Below are 18,840 nucleotides of genomic sequence, written 5' to 3' on the forward strand. Positions count from 1 at the left end.
CGCACCCGCCGCACAGCCGTCATCGACGCAATCTGAAACTCTCCCGTTCGGGTGAAATTCAGGCAACCAACGGACACACCGTGGACGTCCTCGATAACGTCGACGACACATCTCTCACAGCATCCCCTGCCACACCACATGTGACGCGAGGACCCACGCTGCCCGCCCATCACCTGCCCCATCTCCCCACCCCGCTGGACGCCTTCAACGCCGCCTCCGGCGACGAGGCCGGCGCGCTGCTCCTGCACTGCCTGCACAGCCTGCGCTGGTCCCGCCGCGTCTCCGACCACCGCCCCTACCCCGACGTGGAGTCCCTCCTGGCGGCTGCCGACGAAGCGGCGTACGACCTGTCCCCCGGCGACCTGTCGGAGGCACTGGCGGGCGAGTGCCTCCCGGAGCTGCCCGAGGACACGTACTCGGCCGCCCACACGGCCCTGACGGCGGCCCATGCGGCCTACGAGGCCAAGTTCGGCCACGTCTTCGTCATCCACCTCGGCGACACGCCACCCGCCGAATCCCTGGACCGCGTCCTGGAAGGCATCCGGTCACGTTTGACAAACGATCCGGAGGAGGAACGGATCATCGCGTCCGAAGAACTCCGGCGCCTTGCCGGGGAACGGCTCCAGTCCCTGCTGAGGGGCGCGGGGAACTGCGCGACCAGCCCAAACGCACCCGCACCCGGCAAATAACCGAACCCCCCACCCCGGGATGCCGCCCGGCTAACCCATACGCGTGCCACTTTGATCACACCGGTAGGCCCGGCGTAAACCCAGCCGCAGCGCCTCGCTACGATGCTGGGGGCCGGTGGACCGTACCCGGCCGGGCCCGACCGACACCCACAAGCCGGCGCGGCCCCGATACCCCGCTCCCGGAGGGACTTCCGTGCCGGCTGGAACGCTGTACCGCGGCCGGGAAGGAATGTGGTCCTGGGTGGCTCACCGAGTCACCGGCGTCCTCATTTTCTTCTTCCTGTTCGTTCACGTGCTGGACACCGCTCTCGTCCGCGTCTCCCCCGAGGACTACGACAAGGTCGTAGCCACGTACAAGACGCCGATCGTCGCACTGCTGGAGTACGGCCTGGTGGCCGCCATCCTCTTCCACGCCCTCAACGGCCTGCGCGTGATCGCCGTCGACTTCTGGTCGAAGGGCCCGCGCTACCAGAAGCAGATGCTCTGGACGGTCGTCGGTGTCTGGGTCGTCCTGATGGCCGGGGCCGTGTACCCCGTTCTCGGCCACGCCGCTCGTGTCCTGTTCGGGAGCTGACGCAGATGTCGACCACTGAAACCCCCGCCGGCGTCGGCCCCGTCGAGGGCGCGCCCCTCTTCAACGTGGACAACCCGGCCCCCCTCATCGAGGCCCCGCGCAAGCGCACCAAGAAGACCCCGCGCTCCACCCGCGGCAACTTCGAGATGGCCGCCTGGCTGTTCATGCGCCTGTCCGGCGTCGTGCTGGTCGTCCTGGTCCTCGGCCACCTGCTGATCCAGCTGGTGCTCGACGGCGGCGTGTCGAAGATCGGCTTCGCCTTCGTGGCCGGCCGCTGGGCGAGCCCCTTCTGGCAGGTCTGGGACCTGCTGATGCTGTGGCTCGCGATGCTGCACGGCGCCAACGGCCTGCGCACGATCATCAACGACTACGCGGAGCGCGCGAACACCCGGCTGTGGCTCAAGGGCCTGCTCTACACGGCCACGGTGTTCACCATCCTGCTGGGCTCGCTGGTGATCTTCACCTTCGACCCGAACATCCGCTAGGCACGGGGCTGCGAGAATCATGAAGATCCACAAGTACGACACCGTCATCGTCGGCGCCGGCGGCGCGGGCATGCGCGCGGCCATCGAGTCCACGAAGCGCAGCCGCACCGCGGTCCTGACCAAGCTCTACCCCACCCGCTCCCACACGGGCGCCGCGCAGGGCGGCATGGCCGCCGCGCTCGCCAACGTGGAGGAGGACAACTGGGAGTGGCACACCTTCGACACGGTCAAGGGCGGTGACTACCTGGTCGACCAGGACGCCGCCGAGATCCTGGCGAAGGAGGCCATCGACGCCGTCCTCGACCTGGAGAAGATGGGCCTGCCGTTCAACCGGACGCCCAACGGGACGATCGACCAGCGCCGCTTCGGCGGTCACAGCCGCAACCACGGCGAGGCGCCGGTCCGCCGGTCCTGCTACGCGGCCGACCGCACCGGCCACATGATCCTGCAGACGCTGTACCAGAACTGCGTGAAGGAGGGCGTGGAGTTCTTCAACGAGTTCTACGTCCTGGACCAGCTGATCACCGAGGTCGACGGCGTCAGGAAGTCGTCCGGCGTGGTGGCGTACGAGCTGGCCACCGGTGAGATCCACATCTTCCAGGCCAAGGCGGTCATCTACGCCTCCGGCGGCACCGGCAAGTTCTTCCGGGTGACGTCCAACGCGCACACGCTCACCGGTGACGGCCAGGCGGCCGTCTACCGCCGCGGCCTGCCGCTGGAGGACATGGAGTTCTTCCAGTTCCACCCGACCGGCATCTGGCGCATGGGCATCCTGCTGACGGAGGGCGCCCGCGGTGAGGGCGGCATCCTCCGCAACAAGGACGGCGAGCGCTTCATGGAGAAGTACGCGCCGGTCATGAAGGACCTCGCGTCCCGTGACGTCGTCTCCCGCTCCATCTACACGGAGATCCGCGAGGGCCGCGGCTGCGGTCCCGAGGGCGACCACGTCTACCTCGACCTCACCCACCTGCCGCCGGAGCAGCTGGACGCGAAGCTCCCGGACATCACCGAGTTCGCGCGCACCTACCTGGGCATCGAGCCGTACACGGACCCGATCCCGATCCAGCCCACCGCGCACTACGCCATGGGCGGCATCCCGACCAACGTCGAGGGTGAGGTCCTCTCGGACAACACCACCGTCGTCCCGGGCCTGTACGCCGCCGGCGAGGTCGCCTGTGTCTCCGTGCACGGCGCCAACCGCCTCGGCACCAACTCGCTCCTGGACATCAACGTGTTCGGCCGCCGGGCGGGCATCGCGGCCGCCGAGTACGCGCACGGCCACGAGTACGTGGAGCTCCCGGAGGACCCGGCCGGGTTCGTCGTCTCCCAGATCGAGCGGCTGCGCTCCTCGACGGGCAACGAGCGGGTCGCCACGCTCCGCAGGGAGCTGCAGGACACCATGGACGCCAACGTCATGGTGTTCCGCACCGAGCAGACGATCAAGACGGCGGTCGAGAAGATCGCGGAGCTGCGCGAGCGCTACAAGAACGTCTCGATCCAGGACAAGGGCAAGCGGTTCAACACGGACCTGCTCGAGGCCATCGAGCTCGGCAACCTGCTCGACCTCGCCGAGGTCATGGCGGTCTCCGCGCTGGCCCGCAAGGAGTCCCGCGGCGGTCACTACCGCGAGGACTACCCCAACCGCGACGACGTCAACTTCATGCGCCACACCATGGCGTACCGCGAGGTGGGCGACGACGGCGCCGAGTCCATCCGTCTCGATTACAAGCCGGTCGTCCAGACCCGCTACCAGCCGATGGAGCGTAAGTACTGATGGCAACCCCCGTTCTGGACAAGGCGGACGAGGCCGGCCGGCCCGAGCCCGGTTTCGCCGACTCCCCCTACATCACGGTCACCTTCCGGGTCCGCCGCTTCAACCCGGAGGTCTCCGCGGACGCGGTCTGGGAAGACTTCCAGCTGGAGATCGACCCGAAGGAGCGCGTCCTCGACGGCCTCCACAAGATCAAGTGGGACCTCGACGGCACGCTGACCTTCCGCCGTTCCTGCGCGCACGGCATCTGCGGTTCGGACGCGATGCGGATCAACGGCAAGAACCGTCTTGCCTGCAAGACCCTCATCAAGGACATCAACCCCGAGAAGCCGATCACGGTCGAGCCCATCAAGGGCCTGACGGTCCTCAAGGACCTGGTCGTCGACATGGAGCCGTTCTTCCAGGCGTACCGGGACGTCATGCCCTTCCTCATCACGAAGGACACGAACGAGCCCACGCGCGAGCGTCTGCAGTCCGCCGAGGACCGCGAGCGCTTCGACGACACCACGAAGTGCATCCTCTGCGCCGCGTGCACGTCCTCGTGCCCGGTCTTCTGGAACGACGGCCAGTACTTCGGCCCGGCGGCCATCGTCAACGCGCACCGCTTCATCTTCGACAGCCGTGACGAGGCGGCCGAGCAGCGCCTGGAGATCCTCAACGACCGCGACGGCGTCTGGCGCTGCCGCACGACCTTCAACTGCACGGACGCCTGCCCGCGCGGCATCGAGGTCACCAAGGCGATCCAGGAGGTGAAGCGAGCGCTGATCACGCGCCGCTTCTGATCCTTCCGCCAGGACGGCCTGGGCCCCGCTTCCGGTTCCGCACCGGGGCGGGGCCCTTGTCGTACTGCTCGGCGCTCAGGTCCCGGGGCGCTGGTTGATCGCCGTCAAATCGATCTCGATGTCGAAGGGGACGGTGAGCTTGAGGCGGTCGTGGAAGATGCCGGTGAGGATATAGACCCTCGTGGCGGGGTCGAGTTCGTAGACGTACGCGACCGGGAGACCTTCGTCGTCCTGCTCGACCCGCCAGTAGTGGCGCACTCCGGCCGCCGCGTACTTGCGGGGCTTCACGTCGCGGTCGCGCTCCCTGGAGTCCGCGGAAACCACTTCGACGGCGAGGACGACATCCTCGGGCTTGTACCAGGTCTGGTTGGGACCCGTGCAGGCATCCTTGGAGAACACGACGATGTCGGGCTCGAGCCGGTTCTTTTCATCCAGTCTGACGGTCATTTCCCGGTCGACGTCGAGATGGTCCGGCGCCTGCGCCAAGAGGGCGTTGTCCAGCAGGCGCATGGTGCGCGTGTGGAACCGGGTCTGCGGACTCATCAAGACAAGACTCCCGTCGATCAACTCCGTGTGGGGCGGGAGGCCCGGAATCCGGTCGAGGTCGTCCGCGGTCCAGCCCCCGGGAGGCGGGATCGGCCAGCGGTACGCCGGCTCCTCGTCGCGCTCCGACCTGTTCTCGGCTGCGGCGCTCATCAGTGCTCCCATGGGACGGAGTCTCGCCTGTCCCATCAGCCTACCCAGGGGGACCCGGGGACGCCTCACCTCAACGAGTGATCACTGCACCGCTCCCCGTTCGGCTCCCACAGCCCCGCGATCGCCGCATCTAACCTGACGACATGTCAGATGACGAGTCGTACGAACTGCTCGGGTTCGACAACGTGGTGATGCCCGTCGGGAATCTCGCGGCCGCCGTCGCCTTCTACGAGCGGGCCGGGTTCACGGTGGGGTTCCGGTTCGACGAGGGCGGGATCGCCCTGCTGAAGGTCGGGGGCGAGACGCCCGGGATCCTGCTGCGGGCCGAGGAGGGCCTCGGATACCGGCCGGCGGTGTGGGCGTCGCCGCGCGTGTGGCTGGAGGTGCCGGACGCGCGCGGCGCGGCCAGGCGCCTCAAGGAGGCCGGGGTCGCCGTGCTCGACGAGCCGTTCTCCGTGGCCACCGGCTGGACCGTCGAGGTCGCCGACCCCTGGGGGAACATCGTCGGCTTCACGGACTACAGCAAGCGGCCGGAGCTGGCGCGGCGAGGGTGAAGCGGGTCACCCCGCAACCGAGTTGAACGTGTTCAAAACTAGGTCTACAGTCATCCCTGTCAGCGTTTTGAACGCGTTCAAGAAGGGGTGGGGCATGGACCGCACGGTCATCGCCTACGTCATCTACCTGCTCGTCAGCATCGGTCTGACCATCTGGGTGGCCCGCACGCTCAGCCGCAACGGGCGGATCTTCCTCGCCGACGTCCTGCACGGCAACGAGCAGCTCGCCGACGCCGTCAACCACCTCCTGGTCGTCGGCTTCTACCTCGTGAACCTCGGCTTCGTCGCGCTCTACCTGCACACCAGCGACACGATCGACGACACCCGGGGCGTCTTCGAGGCACTGTCGTCCAAGCTCGGCGTGGTGCTGCTGGTGCTCGGCGTGATGCACCTCGGCAACGTGTACGTGCTCAACCGGATCAGGCGTCGCGGGGTCATGGAGAAGGAGCAGCTCCCGCCGGTCCCGCCGCAGGGCTGGACCGCACCGGCGGCGGGGGCGTGACCGCCGTGACCGGCACCGACGACCGGGGCGCCGTGCGCGTCCCGGTCCGCGGGCTCACCGTCCTCTACGACGCCGAGTGCACCCTCTGCACCCACCTGCGCGACTGGCTCGTGCGGCAGCCGCAGCTGGTGCCGCTGGAGCTGGTCCCGGCGGGTTCGGCCGAGGCCCGCACCCGCTTCCCTGACCTCGACCACTCGGCCACCTTCGACGAGGTCACGGTCGTCGGCGACGCGGGGCAGGTCTACCGGGACACCGCCGCCTGGATCGTCGTGCTCTGGGCACTGCGGGAGCAGCGGCCGCTCGCCCACCGGCTCAGCACGCCGGCCGGGGCCCGGCTGGCGCGGGGCGCGGTGCTCGCCGCCGCCAGGTGGCGGGGCGCGCAGTGGGGCGGGAAGGTCTACCGACGCGCGGACGGGTGGACGTACGACCCGGGTCTCGGGTGGATCTACGACCCCGCGGGCTGTGCCGGCGACGCCTGCGCCACTGGTTAGGCTCTGTCCGTGTCCGCGAAGAACGACGGTCCCGTCGAGGCCGCTGCCCAGAGCAAGTCCGAGCAGACCCGCGCGCTGATCCTGGAGACGGCGATGCGGCTGTTCCGGGAGCGGGGCTACGAGAAGACCACGATGCGGGCCATCGCCACGGAGGCCGGGGTCTCCGTCGGCAACGCGTACTACTACTTCGCCGGCAAGGAACACCTGATCCAGGGGTTCTACGACCAGCTCGCCGCCGAGCACCGGGTGGCGGTCCGCGAGGTCCTGGACAAGGAGACCGACCTGGAGAAGCGGCTCGCCGGCGTGCTCAAGGTGTGGCTGGACATCGCCCGGCCGTACCACGAGTTCGCGGTCCACTTCTTCAAGAACGCCGCCGACCCCGACAGCCCGCTCAGCCCCTTCTCCCCGGAGAGCGAGCACGCGCGCGTGGAGGCCATCGGCGTGCACCGCGAGGTGCTGGCCGGGGCGAAGACGAAGGTCGCCCCGGAACTGCGGGACGTGCTCCCCGAGTTGATGTGGCTCTCCCAGATGGGCCTGGTCCTGTACTGGATCTTCGACCGCACCGAGGGGCGGGAGCGGAGCTACCGGCTCGCCGAGCGGGGGGCCCGGCTGACCGCGCGAGGCGTGTCCCTCGCGCGGTTCCGGGTCCTGCGGCCGCTCGTGCTCGAGGTGCACGAGCTGTTCACGGACTTCCTGCCCGGGATGACGCGGGTGCTGCCGGATCCCGGAGGCAGCGGCGGGGGCGGCGCGGCTAGTTGACCGCGTCCACCTCGTCCCCGGTCAGCTCCACGTCGTACACCGCCGGCCCCTCCGCCACCGTCACGTGCCGGGCCTTCGAGCCGTACGACGCCGACGTGACCGCCAGCAGATAGGCCCCCGGCGCCGGGACCGACACGATGTAGGAGCCGTCCGCCAGGGAGGTCACGCGGTCCAGTTGGCGGCCGCCCTTGGACATCACGGTGACCGAGGCCGCCTCCACCGGATCGCCGCCCGGTGTGCGGACGAAGCCGTGGATCGCCGTGCCCGGGCCGGTGGGATCGGCCGGCTCCGCAGCCGCCGCGGGCTCCTGGGGTTCCACCGCAAGGTGCGGGAGCCGCTTGTCGAGCCAGGCCGGCAGCCACCAGTTGGAGCGGCCCAGCAGGTGCATCGCCGCCGGGACCAGGGCCGTACGCAGGATGAAGGCGTCCAGGGCGACCGCGGCCGCCAGGCCCACGCCCGCCATCGCGGCCCCCGAGTCCCCGCTGAGGACGAAGGCGAGGAAGACGCAGACCATGATCAGGGCCGCGGAGTTGATGACACGGCTGGTCTCCGCGAGGCCGACCCGGACCGCCCGCGCGTTGTCCTTGGTGTGCACCCACTCCTCGTGCATCCGGCTCACCAGGAACACCTGGTAGTCCATGGAGAGGCCGAAGAGCAGGGAGAGCATGATGACCGGGAGGAACGCGTTGATCGGACCCTCCTTGCCGAGGCCCAGCAGGTCCAGGCCCCAGCCCCACTGGAAGACCGCCACCAGGACGCCGAAGGAGGCCGCCGCCGCGATCAGGTTCATCACGGCGGCCGTCAGCGGGACGACCAGGGAGCGGAAGGCGACCAGGAGCAGCAGGAAGCCCAGCGTGATGATCGTCGCGATGAAGAGGGGCAACCGGTCGCCGGTGACGGAGGCGAAGTCCTTCGACACCGCCGTCACGCCGCCCACGTGCGCCTGCGCGCCCGCCTTAGGGATCACCTGGTCGCGGAGGGTGTCGATGAGGTCGTCGGTCTCCTTGGACTGCGGGGAGGTGGTCGGGACCACCTGGATGACCGTGACGCCCTGCGACGGGGGCAGTTCGGCCACCTGGGCGACTCCCGGGGTCGACCGCAGGCCCTGGACCAGCGTCGCGGTGTCGCCGCCGACGCTGACCACCTGGAGGGGGCCGTTGAAGCCCGGGCCGAAGCCCTCGGCGAGCAGGTCGTAGGCCTTCCTGGTGGTCGTGGACGCGTCGTCGTTGCCCTGGTCGGTGGCGCCGAGGCGGAGCGAGAGCACCGGGATGGCCAGGACCGCCATGACGACCACGGCGAGCGCGGCGATGCGGCGCGGGCGCTTCTCGACGTTCGCCGACCAGCGGGCCGCGAGTCCGCTCGCCCTCTCCGGCTCCGGGCCCTCGGCGGCGAGCCGGCGGCGCTGGCGGCGGCTGAGGACGCGCGGGCCGAGGACGCCGAGCAGGGCGGGCAGCAGGGTGGTGGCCGCGAGGACGCTGAGCACGACCGTGAGGGACGTGCCGATGACCACGCCGTCCAGGAAGTGCAGCCGGGTGACCAGCATGCCGGCCAGCGCGATGCAGACCGTGCCGCCCGCGAACAGCACCGCCCGGCCCGAGGTGTTGAGGGCGGTGACCGCCGACTCCTCGGGGTCCATGCCGCGCAGGATGCCGCGCCGGTGCCGGGTGACGATGAACAGGGCGTAGTCGATGCCGACGCCGAGGCCGATCAGCGAGGCCAGCAACGGCGCGATGTCGGGGATGTCGGTGGTGTGGCTCAGCAGCTGGGTGGAGAACAGGCCCATGCCGACGCCGAAGACGGCGACCGCGATGGGCAGGGTCATCGCGAAGAACGAGCCGAAGGCGAGGAAGAGAACGACGGCCGCCGCGACGATGCCGACCATCTCGGACAGGCCCTGCGGCGGCTCCTGGACGCGCTGGATGGCCTGTCCGCCCAACTCGACCTGCAGGCCGGACCGTTCGGCGGCCTGCGCGGTGTCCAGGACCTTCTGCACCTGGTCCTTGGGGATTTCGTTCGCCCGCTTGGTGAAGGTCAGCTGGGCGTAGGCGATCGTGCCGTCCTTGCTGATCTGCGCCGACCCGCGGGCGCCCGCGTAGGGGCTGGTGACCGCGCCCACGCCGGGCAGCTTCGCGATCTTGTCGAGGGCCGGCTGGACGCGGCCCTCGACCGCCTGGTCCGTCACCGAGCCGCCGTCGACCTTCCACACCACGGTGTCCGTGTCACCGGAGGTGTTCGGGAAGGCCTTCTGCATCAGGTCGTACGCGGTCTTGGAGTCCGTGTCGGGGAGGGAGAACACGTTCGCGTAGTTCGTGCCCGCCGCCGAGGCCGAGAAGCCCACGCCGACGAGTGCCCCCACCCACAGCAACAGGACCACCAGCCGGTGCCGATAGCACCACCGTGCCAATGCCGTCACGCTCAACAGCTCCTTGTCGTCGATCACTTCGGTCGGTTGGTCCCCCAGGTCCTGGGCAACAGGATCGGCAGCGGGAAGCGCGCCGGGACACGGGGCGCGCATGACTCTCAAGGAACTCCAAAGCTGCGCGCCCCCGGCCGTCGGCGGCGGCGCCGATACTGGGGGCATGACGGCTCCAGGCAGCACCGTGCTGATCGTGGAGGACGAGCCGAGCATCGCGGACGTCCTCGCCATCGCCCTGCGCTACCACCGGTTCGAGGTGATGACCTCCGGTACGGTCCGGGACGCCCTCGCGCTGGCCGAGCGCACCCGGCCGGACGCGGCCCTGCTCGACGTGATGCTGCCGGACGGCGACGGACGGGCCCTCGCCCGCGAACTGCGCGCCCGGCAGCCCGACCTGGCGCTGGTGTTCCTCACCGCGCGGGACGCGCCCGCCGAGATAGTCGGGGCGCTCGGCTACGGCGACGACTACATCACCAAGCCGTTCAACATCGACGAGGTCGTCGCCAGGATCGGCGCCGTGCTGCGCCGCACCCGCCCGGCGGACGTCATCCAGCAGCGCCCGCCGCTGCGCTACGGCGACCTGGAGCTGGACGAGACGACGTACTCGGTGCACCGCGCAGGCCGTACGGTCGAGCTGACCCCCACCGAGTACGCGCTGCTGCGCTTCCTGGTGCGCAACGGCGGCCGGATCGTGCCGAAGGAGCAACTGCTCAGGCACGTCTGGCAGTACGAGCACATACCCTCCGAGTCGACCGTCGTCGAGACCTACATCAGCTACCTGCGGCGCAAGCTCGACGCGCTGGGAGCACCGGTGATCACCACCCGGCGGGGCGTCGGGTACGGCCTGACATGAGCCTGGGCAAGCGCCGGCACCGGCACGGACTGCACTCGCTGCGCGGCAAGCTCACCCTGGCCAACGTCGGACTGCTCGCCGTCGGCATCGTGGTGGCGGCCGTCGCGAGCATCATGGGCATGCGGCTGTACCTGCTCGACCAGGTGGACTCCGAACTGCTCAAGATGCGGACGTCACTGGGGAGTTCGGGGCTGACCCTGCGGCAGGTCGACTCGCTGGGCGCGCTCGGCGTGATCCGCGACCGGGTCACCCCGGCCGAGTCCGACCCGACCCCGGACTCGATCTTCACGCTCATCGACGCCAGGGGGGAGGCGACCTCCCTCTTCGACATGAAGCCGACCGAGGCCCAGCGCTCCCTCGCCGCCGCCGTGTCCGACCCCGCGGCCCTCGCCGACGCGCCCGACCCGCGCGACGTCGACGTGCACGGCGCCTCCTACCGGGTGACGGCGACCCGGCTCGCCGACGGCTCCTGCATCCTGCTGGCCACCTCGACCGAGCTGCTGCACAAGGGCATCGGCAAGGCGCTCAGGCTCGACTTCGCGGTCGGCACGCTGCTGCTCGCGCTGCTGTGCTGCCTGACCATGTACAGCGTGCGGAGACGGCTGCTGCCGCTGGAGGACATGGTGGAGACGTCGTCGGCGATCGCCGAGGGCGACCTGACCCGTCGGGTGCCCTCCAGCCAGCATCCGACGGAGGAGGTCGAGCAGCTGCGGCTGGCCCTCAACGCCATGCTCCACCAGGTGGAGACGGCGTACCGGACCCGCGAGCGCAGCGCGGCCCAGCTGCGCCGGTTCGTCGCCGACGCCTCGCACGAGCTGCGCACACCGCTCGCCGCCATCCGCGGCTATCTCCAGCTGTACGACAAGGGGATGCTGAGCGAGCCCGGGGAGCGGCGGCGGGCCTGGGACCGGATGCACGGCGAAGTCGACCGGATGGGCCGCCTCGTGGACGAGCTGCTGCTGCTCGCCCGGCTCGACCAGCGGCCCGAGATCCGGTTCAAGAACGTCGACGTGAGCCGGCTGGTGCGGGACGCGGCGGAGGACCTGCGGGCGCAGCAGCCGGGGCGGCCGGTGGCCGTGGCGGCCGACGGGGCGGTGCTGGTGCGGGCGGACGAGTCGGGGCTGCGGCAGGTGCTGGGGAACCTGATGGCCAACGTGCGTGTCCACACGCCGGTGGAGGCGGCCGTGCGGCTGGGGGTGGAGCGGGCGGACGGGGTGGTCCGGGTGTGCGTGGCCGACGAGGGGCCGGGGCTCGGGGAGGAGGACGCGGGGCGGATCTTCGACCGGTTCTTCCGGGTGGGGAGTGCGGAGGGGAGCGGGCTGGGGATGGCGATCGTGCAGGGTGTGGTGGAGGCCCACGGGGGTGAGGTGCGGGTGCGGACCTCACCGGGGGAGGGTCTGGCGGTGACGGTGACGTTGCGGTCGGTATGAGATCCGGGGGCGGGTGGGTGGGGGCTGGTCGCGCAGTTCCTCGCGCCTCTTGAAAGAAGGGCATTGCAGTGCGCGCCGTTTCAGGGGCGCGGCGAACTGCGCGAGCGACCACGACGGCGCCGCGGCCGGACATCGCTACGGGTCGGCTGAGATCAGCGCCCACACGGTCGTGCCGTGGGCTCCCCTGCTCCACACCCCCCACGCCGCCGCGATCGTGTCGACCAGGTGCAGGCCCCGACCCGTCTCGTCGTCCTCCCGGACGATCCGGAGGCGGGGCTCGGCACGCCCCTCGTCGGACACCTCCAGCAGGCAGGAGCCGTCGGCCAGGGCGGTGACCGCCACCTCGAACTCCCGCTCCAGGAGGGGGCGGTGACGGACGACATCGGTGGCCAGTTCCGAGACGAGGAGCAGGGCGTCGTCGACGGCCGGGGTGTCCGCGCCGTGGCCCCACGCGGCCAGGTGGTCCCGGACCCGGTGCCGGGCCAGGCCGACGGACGCCGGGTGCCGGGGGAGCCGGAAGGCGTTGCGTCTGAGCACGCCCGTCAGATCCAGTTCAGGCTCCACAGGCGGAACACGCCCGTGCTGTCCGTGAGGTACTGGGCCCCGCCCACGTCCTCGCTGCTGAGGACGTAGTCGGTGCGCTGCCACAGCGGGATCAGCGGGACGTCGTTCGCCACGTCCGTCTGGACGTTCCGGAAGTCCTGGTCGGCACGGCCGCGGTCGGCGTACCGCTGGCTGTCCTGGAGGAGGCCGTCGACGGCCTTGTTGCTGTAGCCGGTGCTCATCACGGAGTCGCTGCCGACCAGGGAGGCGCCGAAGGTGTCCGGGTCGGGATAGTCGGCGACCCAGCCGACCGCCCAGGCGTCCATCTTCCCCTGGGCCCACGACTTCTGGAAGTCGGTCCACTCGTACCCCTTGACGTCGACCTTGAACAGGCCACCCGCCTCCAGCTGCTTCTTCAGCGCGGCGGCCTCCTCGGCTCCCGCGCCGTGGCCGATGCCGTAGCCGAAGGTGAACTCGACGGGCGTGCTGACGCCGGCCTCCGCCAGGAGCGCCTTCGCCTTGGCGACGCTCTGGGTCGGGTAGCTGTCGAAGAAGGACGTGGTGTGCCCGGTGAGGCCGCTCGGGATCAGTGAGTACAGCGGCTGCACCGTGCCGTAGTACACCGTCGAGGCCAGCTGCTCGCGGTCGATCAGCCAGGCGAGGGCCCGGCGGACCAGCACGTCGTGCAGGGGCGAGCTCTTGCGGGTGTTCAGGTACAGGTTGCGGGTCTCGGAGCTGTCCGACTCCAGGACGCGCTGGTCGGGGTCGCTCGGCGAGAGCTTGGAGACCATGCTGGGCGGCAGCGTCCGGGTCGCCACGTCGACCTGCTTGGCCTTGTAGGCGTCGGCGAGCTTGGCCGAGTCGGCGTAGTAGCGCAGCTCGACGGGGCGGCCGGTGCCGCTCAGCACGCCCTTGTAGTCGCCGTTGGGCCGCAAGGTCGCCTGCTTGTCCTTCGTGTACGACGTCAGGGTGTACGGACCGGTGCCGTCCACCGAGTTGTCGGTGCGCAGCTTGTCCGCCGGGTACGTGTCCTTGTCGACGATCGCGCCGGCGCCGGTGGCCAGCTTGAACGGGAACGTCGCGTCCGCGGACGACAGGTGGAAGGTGACGGTCTTGCCGGAGGCGGTCACCGAGCGGAGCGTCGAGAGCAGGGAGGCCGGGCCGACATCGGAGTTGATCTTCTTGACCCGGTCGAAGGAGTACTTCACGTCCTCGGCGGTCATCGCCCGGCCGCTCGGGAAGGTGATCCCGTCGCGCACCACGCAGCGGTACGTCTGCAGGCCGGAGTCCGTGAAGTCACAGCTCTGCGCCGCGTCCGGGACCGGCTGGACACCGCCGGGCTCGAAGGTGAGCAGCGTCTGGAAGACGTTGTTGAACAACGCCCAGGAACCGGCGTCGTAGGCGCCGGCCGGGTCGAGCGAGGTGACGGCGTCGGTCGTGCCGACGGTGATCGTCTTGTTCTTGTTCTCCTGCGACGGCAGCAGCTGCCAGCCGCCGATCCCCACGACCGCCAGAACGACGAGTGTCACGAGAATCCGCATGCGAACAGATCGCATGGTTGGTGCCTCCCCAGGACCAGCACGGGTCCGTTCCAGGCCCTGCCCAGGCCCTCCACAGGTGTCACTCCCCTAAGTGACGCGGCTCACCTAATCACAGGTGTTTCGTGTGGGGGAAGAGCGATCTGACTAGATGAGGAAGAACTTACCGATGGCTTGTTTCCGCCGGATTTCACAGCTCTTCCACAGCGCGTTCGAGGCGGTCCCGGTCAGGCCCGCCGCGACGCGAGTTCGGCGACCGTGATGTCGGAGGGCTATGACGTACGGCGCAGTGCGCGCACTCCGCGCAACCCGATGACCCCGATGACCGTCCCCAATACGAAGGACACGACGGCCAGCGTCAGGTGGATCCAGAAGTACGCCGTGGGATGCCCGTCGTCGAAGGCGAGACCGCTGCCGTCCTTGACGAGGTTCTTGACGAAAGTGATCCAGATGAACCAGCTCCACACCCCGAAGGCGAGCAGGAACCAGGAGACCGGACGACTGAGCTTCATGGGTTCAGTATCTCCGGCCGCTGTCCGGTTCCGGTTCCGGGGTGGAGTCGGTGACGGGACTTCACCCTCCGTGGCGGGTACGTTCTCGTCCGTGCCCGCTCCGAAGCCGAAGGCCAGCCGCGTGCTGCTGGTCGCCTCCGCCGCCCTGCTGTCCCTGTCGTCCACCGCGCCTGCCGCGCTCGCCGCACCGACCCCGTCCACGACTGCGACTCCGTCGGCGACTCCCCCGGCGGGCATGTCGACGGTGGGCGGCACCCGTCTCGGGCAGCCCGGTACCCAGGTGAACCTGGCCGCCGGGGTGCCGGCGCTGCCGAAGGACATCACGGGGCGGTCCTGGATCGTCTCGGACGCCGAGTCGGGCGAGGTGCTGGCCGCGCACAACGCGCACTGGCGGCTGCCCCCGGCGAGCACCCTGAAGATGCTGTTCGCGGACACCGTGCTGCCCCGGTTCCCGAAGTCGACCCCGCACAAGGTGGTGCCGGCCGACCTGGCGGGGATCGGCGCCGGTTCCAGCATGGTCGGGATAAAGGAGGGCCAGACCTACACGGTCCACGACCTCTGGCTCGGGGTGTTCCTGCGCTCGGGCAACGACGCCGTGCACGTGCTGTCCGCGATGAACGGCGGTGTCGAGCAGACCGTCCGGGACATGCAGGCCCACGCGGACGAGCTGCAGGCACTGGACACCCACGTCGTGAGTCCGGACGGGTACGACCAGCCGGGGCAGGTGTCGTCGGCGTACGACCTCTCGCTGTTCGCGCGTTCCGGGCTGCAGAAGAAGGACTTCCGGGAGTACTGCTCGACCGTGCGGGCCAGTTTCCCGGGCGACACGACGAAGAACGCGAAGGGCAGGTCGGTCCGCGGGTCCTTCGAGATCCAGAACACCAACCGGCTGCTGAGCGGTGACACCGACGTCCCGGTGTACCAGGGCATCGCGGGGGTGAAGAACGGCAACACCACGAACGCGGGCGCCACCTTCACCGGGGTCGCCGAGCGGAACGGCCGGGTGCTGCTGGTCACCGTGATGAACCCGGAGAAGAAGGAGCACAACGAGGTCTACAAGGAGACCGCCAGGCTCTTCGACTGGGGTTTCCAGGCGGCCGGCAAGGTGACTCCGGTGGGCGAGCTGGTGCCGCCCAGGGGGGCCGCGACCTCCGGTGCCTCCCCGCGGGCCACCGCCGTCGGCAAGGACGGCGGCGCGAGCGCGAAACCGGTGGCCGCCGCCTCCGCGAACGGCTCCGGCGGGGTCGGGGTGGCGCTGGGGATCGCGGGCGGCGCGGTGGTGCTGCTGGCGGGCGCCGCGTTCCTGGTCAACCGCCGTTGGCCGCTGCCGGATCTGGTGCGCCGGCGGACTCGTCCCTGAACTCGGCGGTGGTCTCCTCCGCCGTCCAGGCGGCGCAGTACAGGACTATCTTGGCCGTGAAGTTGATCCACAGCAGCAGGGCCACCGGGACGCCGAACGCGCCGTACATGCTCTTCCCTGCGATGCCCTGGATGTAGCCGCTGAGCAGCAGCTTGAGGAGTTCGAAGCCGACCGCGCCGATCAGTGCCGCGACCAGCAGGCGGCGGCGCGGTGGTTCGACGCCGGGCAGCAGGGTGAGGACGTAGAGCAGGAGCAGGAAGTCGGCCGCCACGGCGACGAGGAACGCGGCGATGCGCAGGAGCAGGCTGCCCCAGCTGTGTTCGGCGATGCCGAGCTGGCGGCCCGTCCAGCCGACCGCCGCCGAGGCGATGGTGGAGACGGCGAGCGTGACGAGCACGGCACCGCCGAAGCCGATCAGGATGACGCCGTCCTTGGCCTTGGCGAGGATCGGGTTCTCGTCCTTGTCGGGCAGCTGCCACACCGCGCGCAGGCAGTCCCGCATCTGGCCGACCCAGTTGATGCCGGTGAACAGCAGGACGGCACCGGCGATGAGACCGACCGTGCCGGCGTTCTGCACCAGGGAGTGGATGTCCAGCTGGTCGGAGATGCCGGGCACCTGGTCGGCGATCTTCTTCTGGAGGTCCTGCTGCTGCGACTCGCTCAGCGTGGCGGCGCCGATCGCGGCGCCCACGGTCAGCAGCGGGAAGAGCGAGACGAAGCTGATGAAGGTCATGGCGGCGGCCAGCCGGGACCACTTCACCCGGTCGAGCCGCTCGTACGACCGCCACGCGTGCGTCGTCATCAACCAGCCCACGAGGGGGCCGACGACGGGGAGTTTTCTCAGCCAGTCCATGATCCGACTCTGCCCCCTCCGCGGAACACCAATGTCCGGGTACCCCAGAACCGCAGGATCGTGGCCATCGACATACCGACGACCGCGCCGGAGACGGTGTCGGCGCGCTGCGAGGTGAGGCCGAGTCCGTAGTGGCTGACGGCGAGACAGAGCAACTGGACCAGGGCGCCGGCGAGGTTCACGGCGACGAAGACGGCGTAGGTGCGCGCCCCGGTCGCGCGGGCGTGCCGGTAGGTGCCGCGGGCGTTGCCGAGGTAGGCGACCGTGCAGCCCGCCACGAAGGACAGGGACTTGGCGGTGAGCGGGTCGAGGGCGGCCGGGCCGCGCAGCAGGCTGAAGAGGCCGAGGTCGGCGGCGTAGGCGAGCAGGCCGACGGTCGCGAAGCCGATCAGCTCGCGCGCGGGCGCGGTCACCAGTGGGCCACCGCGAGGCCGTACATGGCGAGCCAGGCCAGGCCGATCAGGGCGAGGGCGCGGTCGCGCAGGACGACGTCCTCGGGTTCGCCCGCGGTGCCGCGGTCGGCGAAGACGGCGTACCGCAGGATCGCCAGGATGAAGGCGACCATGGACAGCTGGCGCCAGGGCAGCAGGCCGGCGGCGGGCCCGTCGTGGCCTTCGAGGGCCCACAGGCAGTAGGCGAGGACCGCGACTCCGGCGGCCAGTTGCCAGACGAAGCGGAGGTATCCGGTGGTGTACTCGGTGAGCAGCGCGCGCGTGGCGCCCGCTTTTCCGGCCATCTGCACGGCCTCGGAGTAGCGCTTGGCCGCCACCATGAAGAGCGCACCGAAGCCGGTGGTGATCAGGAACCAGCGGGACAGCGGGATGCCGAGGGCGACCCCGCCGATCATCGCCCGCATCAGGAAGCCGGTGGTGACGACGACGAGGTCGACGACCAGGACGTGCTTCAGGGCGACGCAGTACGCCAGTTGCATGCCCAGGTAGGCGGTCAGGAGGACGGGGACCAGGGGTGGGGTGAGCCGGGCCGCGAGCAGGGGTGCGAGGACGGCCAGGAGGCCGCCGGCGGCGTAGGCGACGGGCACCGGGACCTGGCCCGCGGCGACCGGTCGGCGGCACTTGACGGGGTGGGCGCGGTCGGCCTCGGCGTCCCGGGCGTCGTTGATCAGGTAGACGGCTGCGGCGCAGGCCGTGAAGAGGGCGAAGGTCAGGGCGAGGCGGCCGAGCGCGGGCACCGAGAAGAGGCGTCCGGCGGCGGCCGGGGCGGCGACGACGAGGGTGTTCTTGACCCACTGCTTGGGGCGGGTGGTCCGCAGCAGGCCCGTGAGGAGGCCGCCGGGGGTGACACGCGCGCGTGCCGGTGCGTGGGCCCGGGAGGGGTGGGCGCGCTGTCCGTGCAGAGTCGTTTCAGCGGCGCCCTCCGCCCGGCCCTCCCCCGGTGCCGTTCCGGCGGCCTCCTGCGCGGCGGCGTGCGCGGTCTCAGTCACGGCCCGCTCCGCTCATCCAGCGTGCCCCGGCGCGGGCCGTGAGCGCCCCGAGGGCCGCGCCCGCCGCCACGTCGGTCGGGAAGTGCACGCCGACGACCAGCCGGGACAGGCACATGGCGGCCGCGAGCGGCGCGAGGGCGGGCACCCCGAGTGCGCCGAAGGCGACGGCGGCGGCCGCCGCGGAGGTGGCGTGCGAACTGGGGAACGAGTGCCGGCCCGCGGTGCGCATCCGGGGCCGGACGTGCGCGGGGCGGGCCCTGCGTACGACCCGTTTGACGCCCATGCTGCCGAGGTGCGCGACCGCGACGAGCGCCGTGCCGCGCAGCCAGGCGCCGCGCCGCGCGCCGTCCACGGCGGCCCCGGCGAGGCCCGCCGCGAGCCAGAGCGCGCCGTGCTCACCGGCGAGGGAGAGACCGCGCGCGGCCGACGCGACGCGTGGATCGGCGCCGCAGGCGTGCAGTGCGGAGAGGATCCGGTGGTCCATGTCGTCCATTGGACTCACTGTTCACCCTCACCCCGCCAAAGCTACGACCATATTGAGCGACATTCGGATAATCACCCGTTTCGGGGAGTCAGGCGATCTCCCGTGGC

At 70.4% G+C, this 18,840-nt stretch carries 21 protein-coding genes; 12 read left to right on the forward strand and 9 right to left on the reverse strand.

What is annotated here, in order from left to right:
* Positions 1-140: 140 nt before the first annotated feature.
* The 5 genes from ACZ63F_RS15490 (at position 141) to ACZ63F_RS15510 (ending at position 4,301) form a co-directional block, all read left to right on the forward strand.
* Positions 141-689, forward strand: a complete 549-nt coding sequence (locus ACZ63F_RS15490; protein ID WP_469711445.1) for a 2-oxo-4-hydroxy-4-carboxy-5-ureidoimidazoline decarboxylase — start codon at positions 141-143, stop codon at positions 687-689.
* A gap of 193 nt (positions 690-882) precedes the next feature.
* Positions 883-1,263 (forward strand): succinate dehydrogenase, cytochrome b556 subunit, encoded by a 381-nt coding sequence (gene sdhC / locus ACZ63F_RS15495; protein ID WP_071659649.1) that lies wholly within the window; start codon positions 883-885, stop codon positions 1,261-1,263.
* A gap of 5 nt (positions 1,264-1,268) precedes the next feature.
* Positions 1,269-1,748, forward strand: a complete 480-nt coding sequence (locus tag ACZ63F_RS15500; protein ID WP_352354818.1) for a succinate dehydrogenase hydrophobic membrane anchor subunit — start codon at positions 1,269-1,271, stop codon at positions 1,746-1,748.
* 19 nt (positions 1,749-1,767) lie between these two features.
* The gene (gene sdhA / locus ACZ63F_RS15505; protein ID WP_352354820.1) at positions 1,768-3,522 is read left to right on the forward strand and encodes a succinate dehydrogenase flavoprotein subunit; all 1,755 of its coding nucleotides are present in this window, start codon (positions 1,768-1,770) and stop codon (positions 3,520-3,522) included.
* Positions 3,522-4,301, forward strand: coding sequence for a succinate dehydrogenase iron-sulfur subunit (locus ACZ63F_RS15510; protein ID WP_469711449.1), 780 nt, complete (start codon positions 3,522-3,524; stop codon positions 4,299-4,301). Before sdhA ends, ACZ63F_RS15510 begins: the two co-directional genes overlap by 1 nt.
* Positions 4,302-4,376: 75 nt before the next feature.
* Here ACZ63F_RS15510 and ACZ63F_RS15515 read toward each other — a convergent pair whose 3' ends face one another.
* On the reverse strand, positions 4,377-5,009 hold the full coding sequence (locus ACZ63F_RS15515) for a Uma2 family endonuclease (protein ID WP_469711450.1): 633 nt from the start codon (positions 5,007-5,009) through the stop codon (positions 4,377-4,379).
* Positions 5,010-5,140: 131 nt separating this feature from the next.
* Between ACZ63F_RS15515 and ACZ63F_RS15520 the strand changes: the two genes are divergently transcribed.
* The 4 genes from ACZ63F_RS15520 to ACZ63F_RS15535 all read left to right on the forward strand — a co-directional run bounded on the left by ACZ63F_RS15520 (position 5,141) and on the right by ACZ63F_RS15535 (position 7,303).
* On the forward strand, positions 5,141-5,551 hold the full coding sequence (locus ACZ63F_RS15520) for a VOC family protein (protein ID WP_469711452.1): 411 nt from the start codon (positions 5,141-5,143) through the stop codon (positions 5,549-5,551).
* Positions 5,552-5,645: 94 nt separating this feature from the next.
* Positions 5,646-6,053 (forward strand): hypothetical protein, encoded by a 408-nt coding sequence (locus tag ACZ63F_RS15525; RefSeq protein ID WP_469711454.1) that lies wholly within the window; start codon positions 5,646-5,648, stop codon positions 6,051-6,053.
* Positions 6,050-6,544, forward strand: coding sequence for a thiol-disulfide oxidoreductase DCC family protein (locus ACZ63F_RS15530; RefSeq protein WP_469711457.1), 495 nt, complete (start codon positions 6,050-6,052; stop codon positions 6,542-6,544). The genes ACZ63F_RS15525 and ACZ63F_RS15530 overlap by 4 nt, the downstream gene beginning before the upstream one ends.
* A gap of 9 nt (positions 6,545-6,553) precedes the next feature.
* Positions 6,554-7,303, forward strand: coding sequence for a TetR/AcrR family transcriptional regulator (locus ACZ63F_RS15535; protein WP_469711460.1), 750 nt, complete (start codon positions 6,554-6,556; stop codon positions 7,301-7,303).
* On the opposite strand, the gene ACZ63F_RS15540 is transcribed toward ACZ63F_RS15535, so the two are convergent.
* Positions 7,296-9,707 carry an MMPL family transporter gene (locus tag ACZ63F_RS15540; protein WP_469712036.1) on the reverse strand — a complete coding sequence of 804 codons (2,412 nt, stop codon included), beginning with the start codon at positions 9,705-9,707 and terminating at the stop codon, positions 7,296-7,298. The genes ACZ63F_RS15535 and ACZ63F_RS15540 overlap by 8 nt on opposite strands.
* A gap of 175 nt (positions 9,708-9,882) precedes the next feature.
* On the opposite strand from ACZ63F_RS15540, the gene ACZ63F_RS15545 reads away from it, so the two are divergent.
* Positions 9,883-10,572 carry a response regulator transcription factor gene (locus tag ACZ63F_RS15545; protein WP_352354832.1) on the forward strand — a complete coding sequence of 230 codons (690 nt, stop codon included), beginning with the start codon at positions 9,883-9,885 and terminating at the stop codon, positions 10,570-10,572.
* Complete coding sequence (locus tag ACZ63F_RS15550; protein ID WP_469711462.1) at positions 10,569-12,002, forward strand: sensor histidine kinase; 1,434 nt, start codon at positions 10,569-10,571, stop codon at positions 12,000-12,002. Before ACZ63F_RS15545 ends, ACZ63F_RS15550 begins: the two co-directional genes overlap by 4 nt.
* A gap of 135 nt (positions 12,003-12,137) precedes the next feature.
* Here the strand turns inward: ACZ63F_RS15550 and ACZ63F_RS15555 are convergent, their stop codons facing one another.
* The 3 genes from ACZ63F_RS15555 to ACZ63F_RS15565 form a co-directional block, all read right to left on the reverse strand.
* Entirely contained in the window at positions 12,138-12,539 is a 402-nt protein-coding gene (locus tag ACZ63F_RS15555) for an ATP-binding protein (RefSeq protein ID WP_469711464.1), read from the reverse strand.
* 5 nt (positions 12,540-12,544) lie between these two features.
* Positions 12,545-14,101, reverse strand: coding sequence for an ABC transporter substrate-binding protein (locus ACZ63F_RS15560; protein ID WP_469711466.1), 1,557 nt, complete (start codon positions 14,099-14,101; stop codon positions 12,545-12,547).
* 254 nt (positions 14,102-14,355) lie between these two features.
* Positions 14,356-14,595: an SCO4848 family membrane protein gene (locus tag ACZ63F_RS15565; RefSeq protein WP_294011328.1), complete on the reverse strand. Its 240-nt coding sequence runs from the start codon at positions 14,593-14,595 to the stop codon at positions 14,356-14,358.
* A gap of 91 nt (positions 14,596-14,686) precedes the next feature.
* On the opposite strand from ACZ63F_RS15565, the gene ACZ63F_RS15570 reads away from it, so the two are divergent.
* A complete protein-coding gene (locus ACZ63F_RS15570) occupies positions 14,687-15,955 on the forward strand; it encodes a D-alanyl-D-alanine carboxypeptidase family protein (RefSeq protein ID WP_469711470.1) in 1,269 nt (422 codons plus the stop codon).
* Here the strand turns inward: ACZ63F_RS15570 and ACZ63F_RS15575 are convergent.
* From ACZ63F_RS15575 to ACZ63F_RS15590, 4 genes are all read right to left on the reverse strand, one after another.
* The gene (locus ACZ63F_RS15575) at positions 15,903-16,808 is read right to left on the reverse strand and encodes a YihY/virulence factor BrkB family protein (protein ID WP_352354840.1); all 906 of its coding nucleotides are present in this window, start codon (positions 16,806-16,808) and stop codon (positions 15,903-15,905) included. The two genes, ACZ63F_RS15570 and ACZ63F_RS15575, sit on opposite strands and share 53 nt — an antisense overlap.
* Positions 16,796-17,221 carry a GtrA family protein gene (locus tag ACZ63F_RS15580; RefSeq protein ID WP_469711472.1) on the reverse strand — a complete coding sequence of 142 codons (426 nt, stop codon included), beginning with the start codon at positions 17,219-17,221 and terminating at the stop codon, positions 16,796-16,798. Before ACZ63F_RS15580 ends, ACZ63F_RS15575 begins: the two co-directional genes overlap by 13 nt.
* Positions 17,218-18,162, reverse strand: a complete 945-nt coding sequence (locus ACZ63F_RS15585; protein WP_352354882.1) for a decaprenyl-phosphate phosphoribosyltransferase — start codon at positions 18,160-18,162, stop codon at positions 17,218-17,220. Before ACZ63F_RS15585 ends, ACZ63F_RS15580 begins: the two co-directional genes overlap by 4 nt.
* A 79-nt stretch (positions 18,163-18,241) precedes the next feature.
* Positions 18,242-18,742 (reverse strand): phosphatase PAP2 family protein, encoded by a 501-nt coding sequence (locus tag ACZ63F_RS15590; RefSeq protein WP_457701237.1) that lies wholly within the window; start codon positions 18,740-18,742, stop codon positions 18,242-18,244.
* Positions 18,743-18,840 lie beyond the last annotated feature (98 nt).

The sequence above is a fragment of the Streptomyces sp. NPDC104761 genome, from assembly GCF_055583445.1.

Coding starts and splice junctions, on each gene's coding strand:
- ACZ63F_RS15500 (WP_352354818.1), top strand. CDS start 1,269: ATGTCGACCACTGAAACCCCCGCCGGCGTCGGCCCCGTCGAGGGCGCG.
- sdhA (WP_352354820.1), top strand. CDS start 1,768: ATGAAGATCCACAAGTACGACACCGTCATCGTCGGCGCCGGCGGCGCG.
- ACZ63F_RS15510 (WP_469711449.1), top strand. CDS start 3,522: ATGGCAACCCCCGTTCTGGACAAGGCGGACGAGGCCGGCCGGCCCGAG.
- ACZ63F_RS15515 (WP_469711450.1), bottom strand. CDS start 5,009: ATGGGAGCACTGATGAGCGCCGCAGCCGAGAACAGGTCGGAGCGCGAC.
- ACZ63F_RS15520 (WP_469711452.1), top strand. CDS start 5,141: ATGTCAGATGACGAGTCGTACGAACTGCTCGGGTTCGACAACGTGGTG.
- ACZ63F_RS15525 (WP_469711454.1), top strand. CDS start 5,646: ATGGACCGCACGGTCATCGCCTACGTCATCTACCTGCTCGTCAGCATC.
- ACZ63F_RS15545 (WP_352354832.1), top strand. CDS start 9,883: ATGACGGCTCCAGGCAGCACCGTGCTGATCGTGGAGGACGAGCCGAGC.
- ACZ63F_RS15550 (WP_469711462.1), top strand. CDS start 10,569: ATGAGCCTGGGCAAGCGCCGGCACCGGCACGGACTGCACTCGCTGCGC.
- ACZ63F_RS15560 (WP_469711466.1), bottom strand. CDS start 14,101: ATGCGATCTGTTCGCATGCGGATTCTCGTGACACTCGTCGTTCTGGCG.
- ACZ63F_RS15565 (WP_294011328.1), bottom strand. CDS start 14,595: ATGAAGCTCAGTCGTCCGGTCTCCTGGTTCCTGCTCGCCTTCGGGGTG.
- ACZ63F_RS15575 (WP_352354840.1), bottom strand. CDS start 16,808: ATGGACTGGCTGAGAAAACTCCCCGTCGTCGGCCCCCTCGTGGGCTGG.
- ACZ63F_RS15590 (WP_457701237.1), bottom strand. CDS start 18,742: ATGGACGACATGGACCACCGGATCCTCTCCGCACTGCACGCCTGCGGC.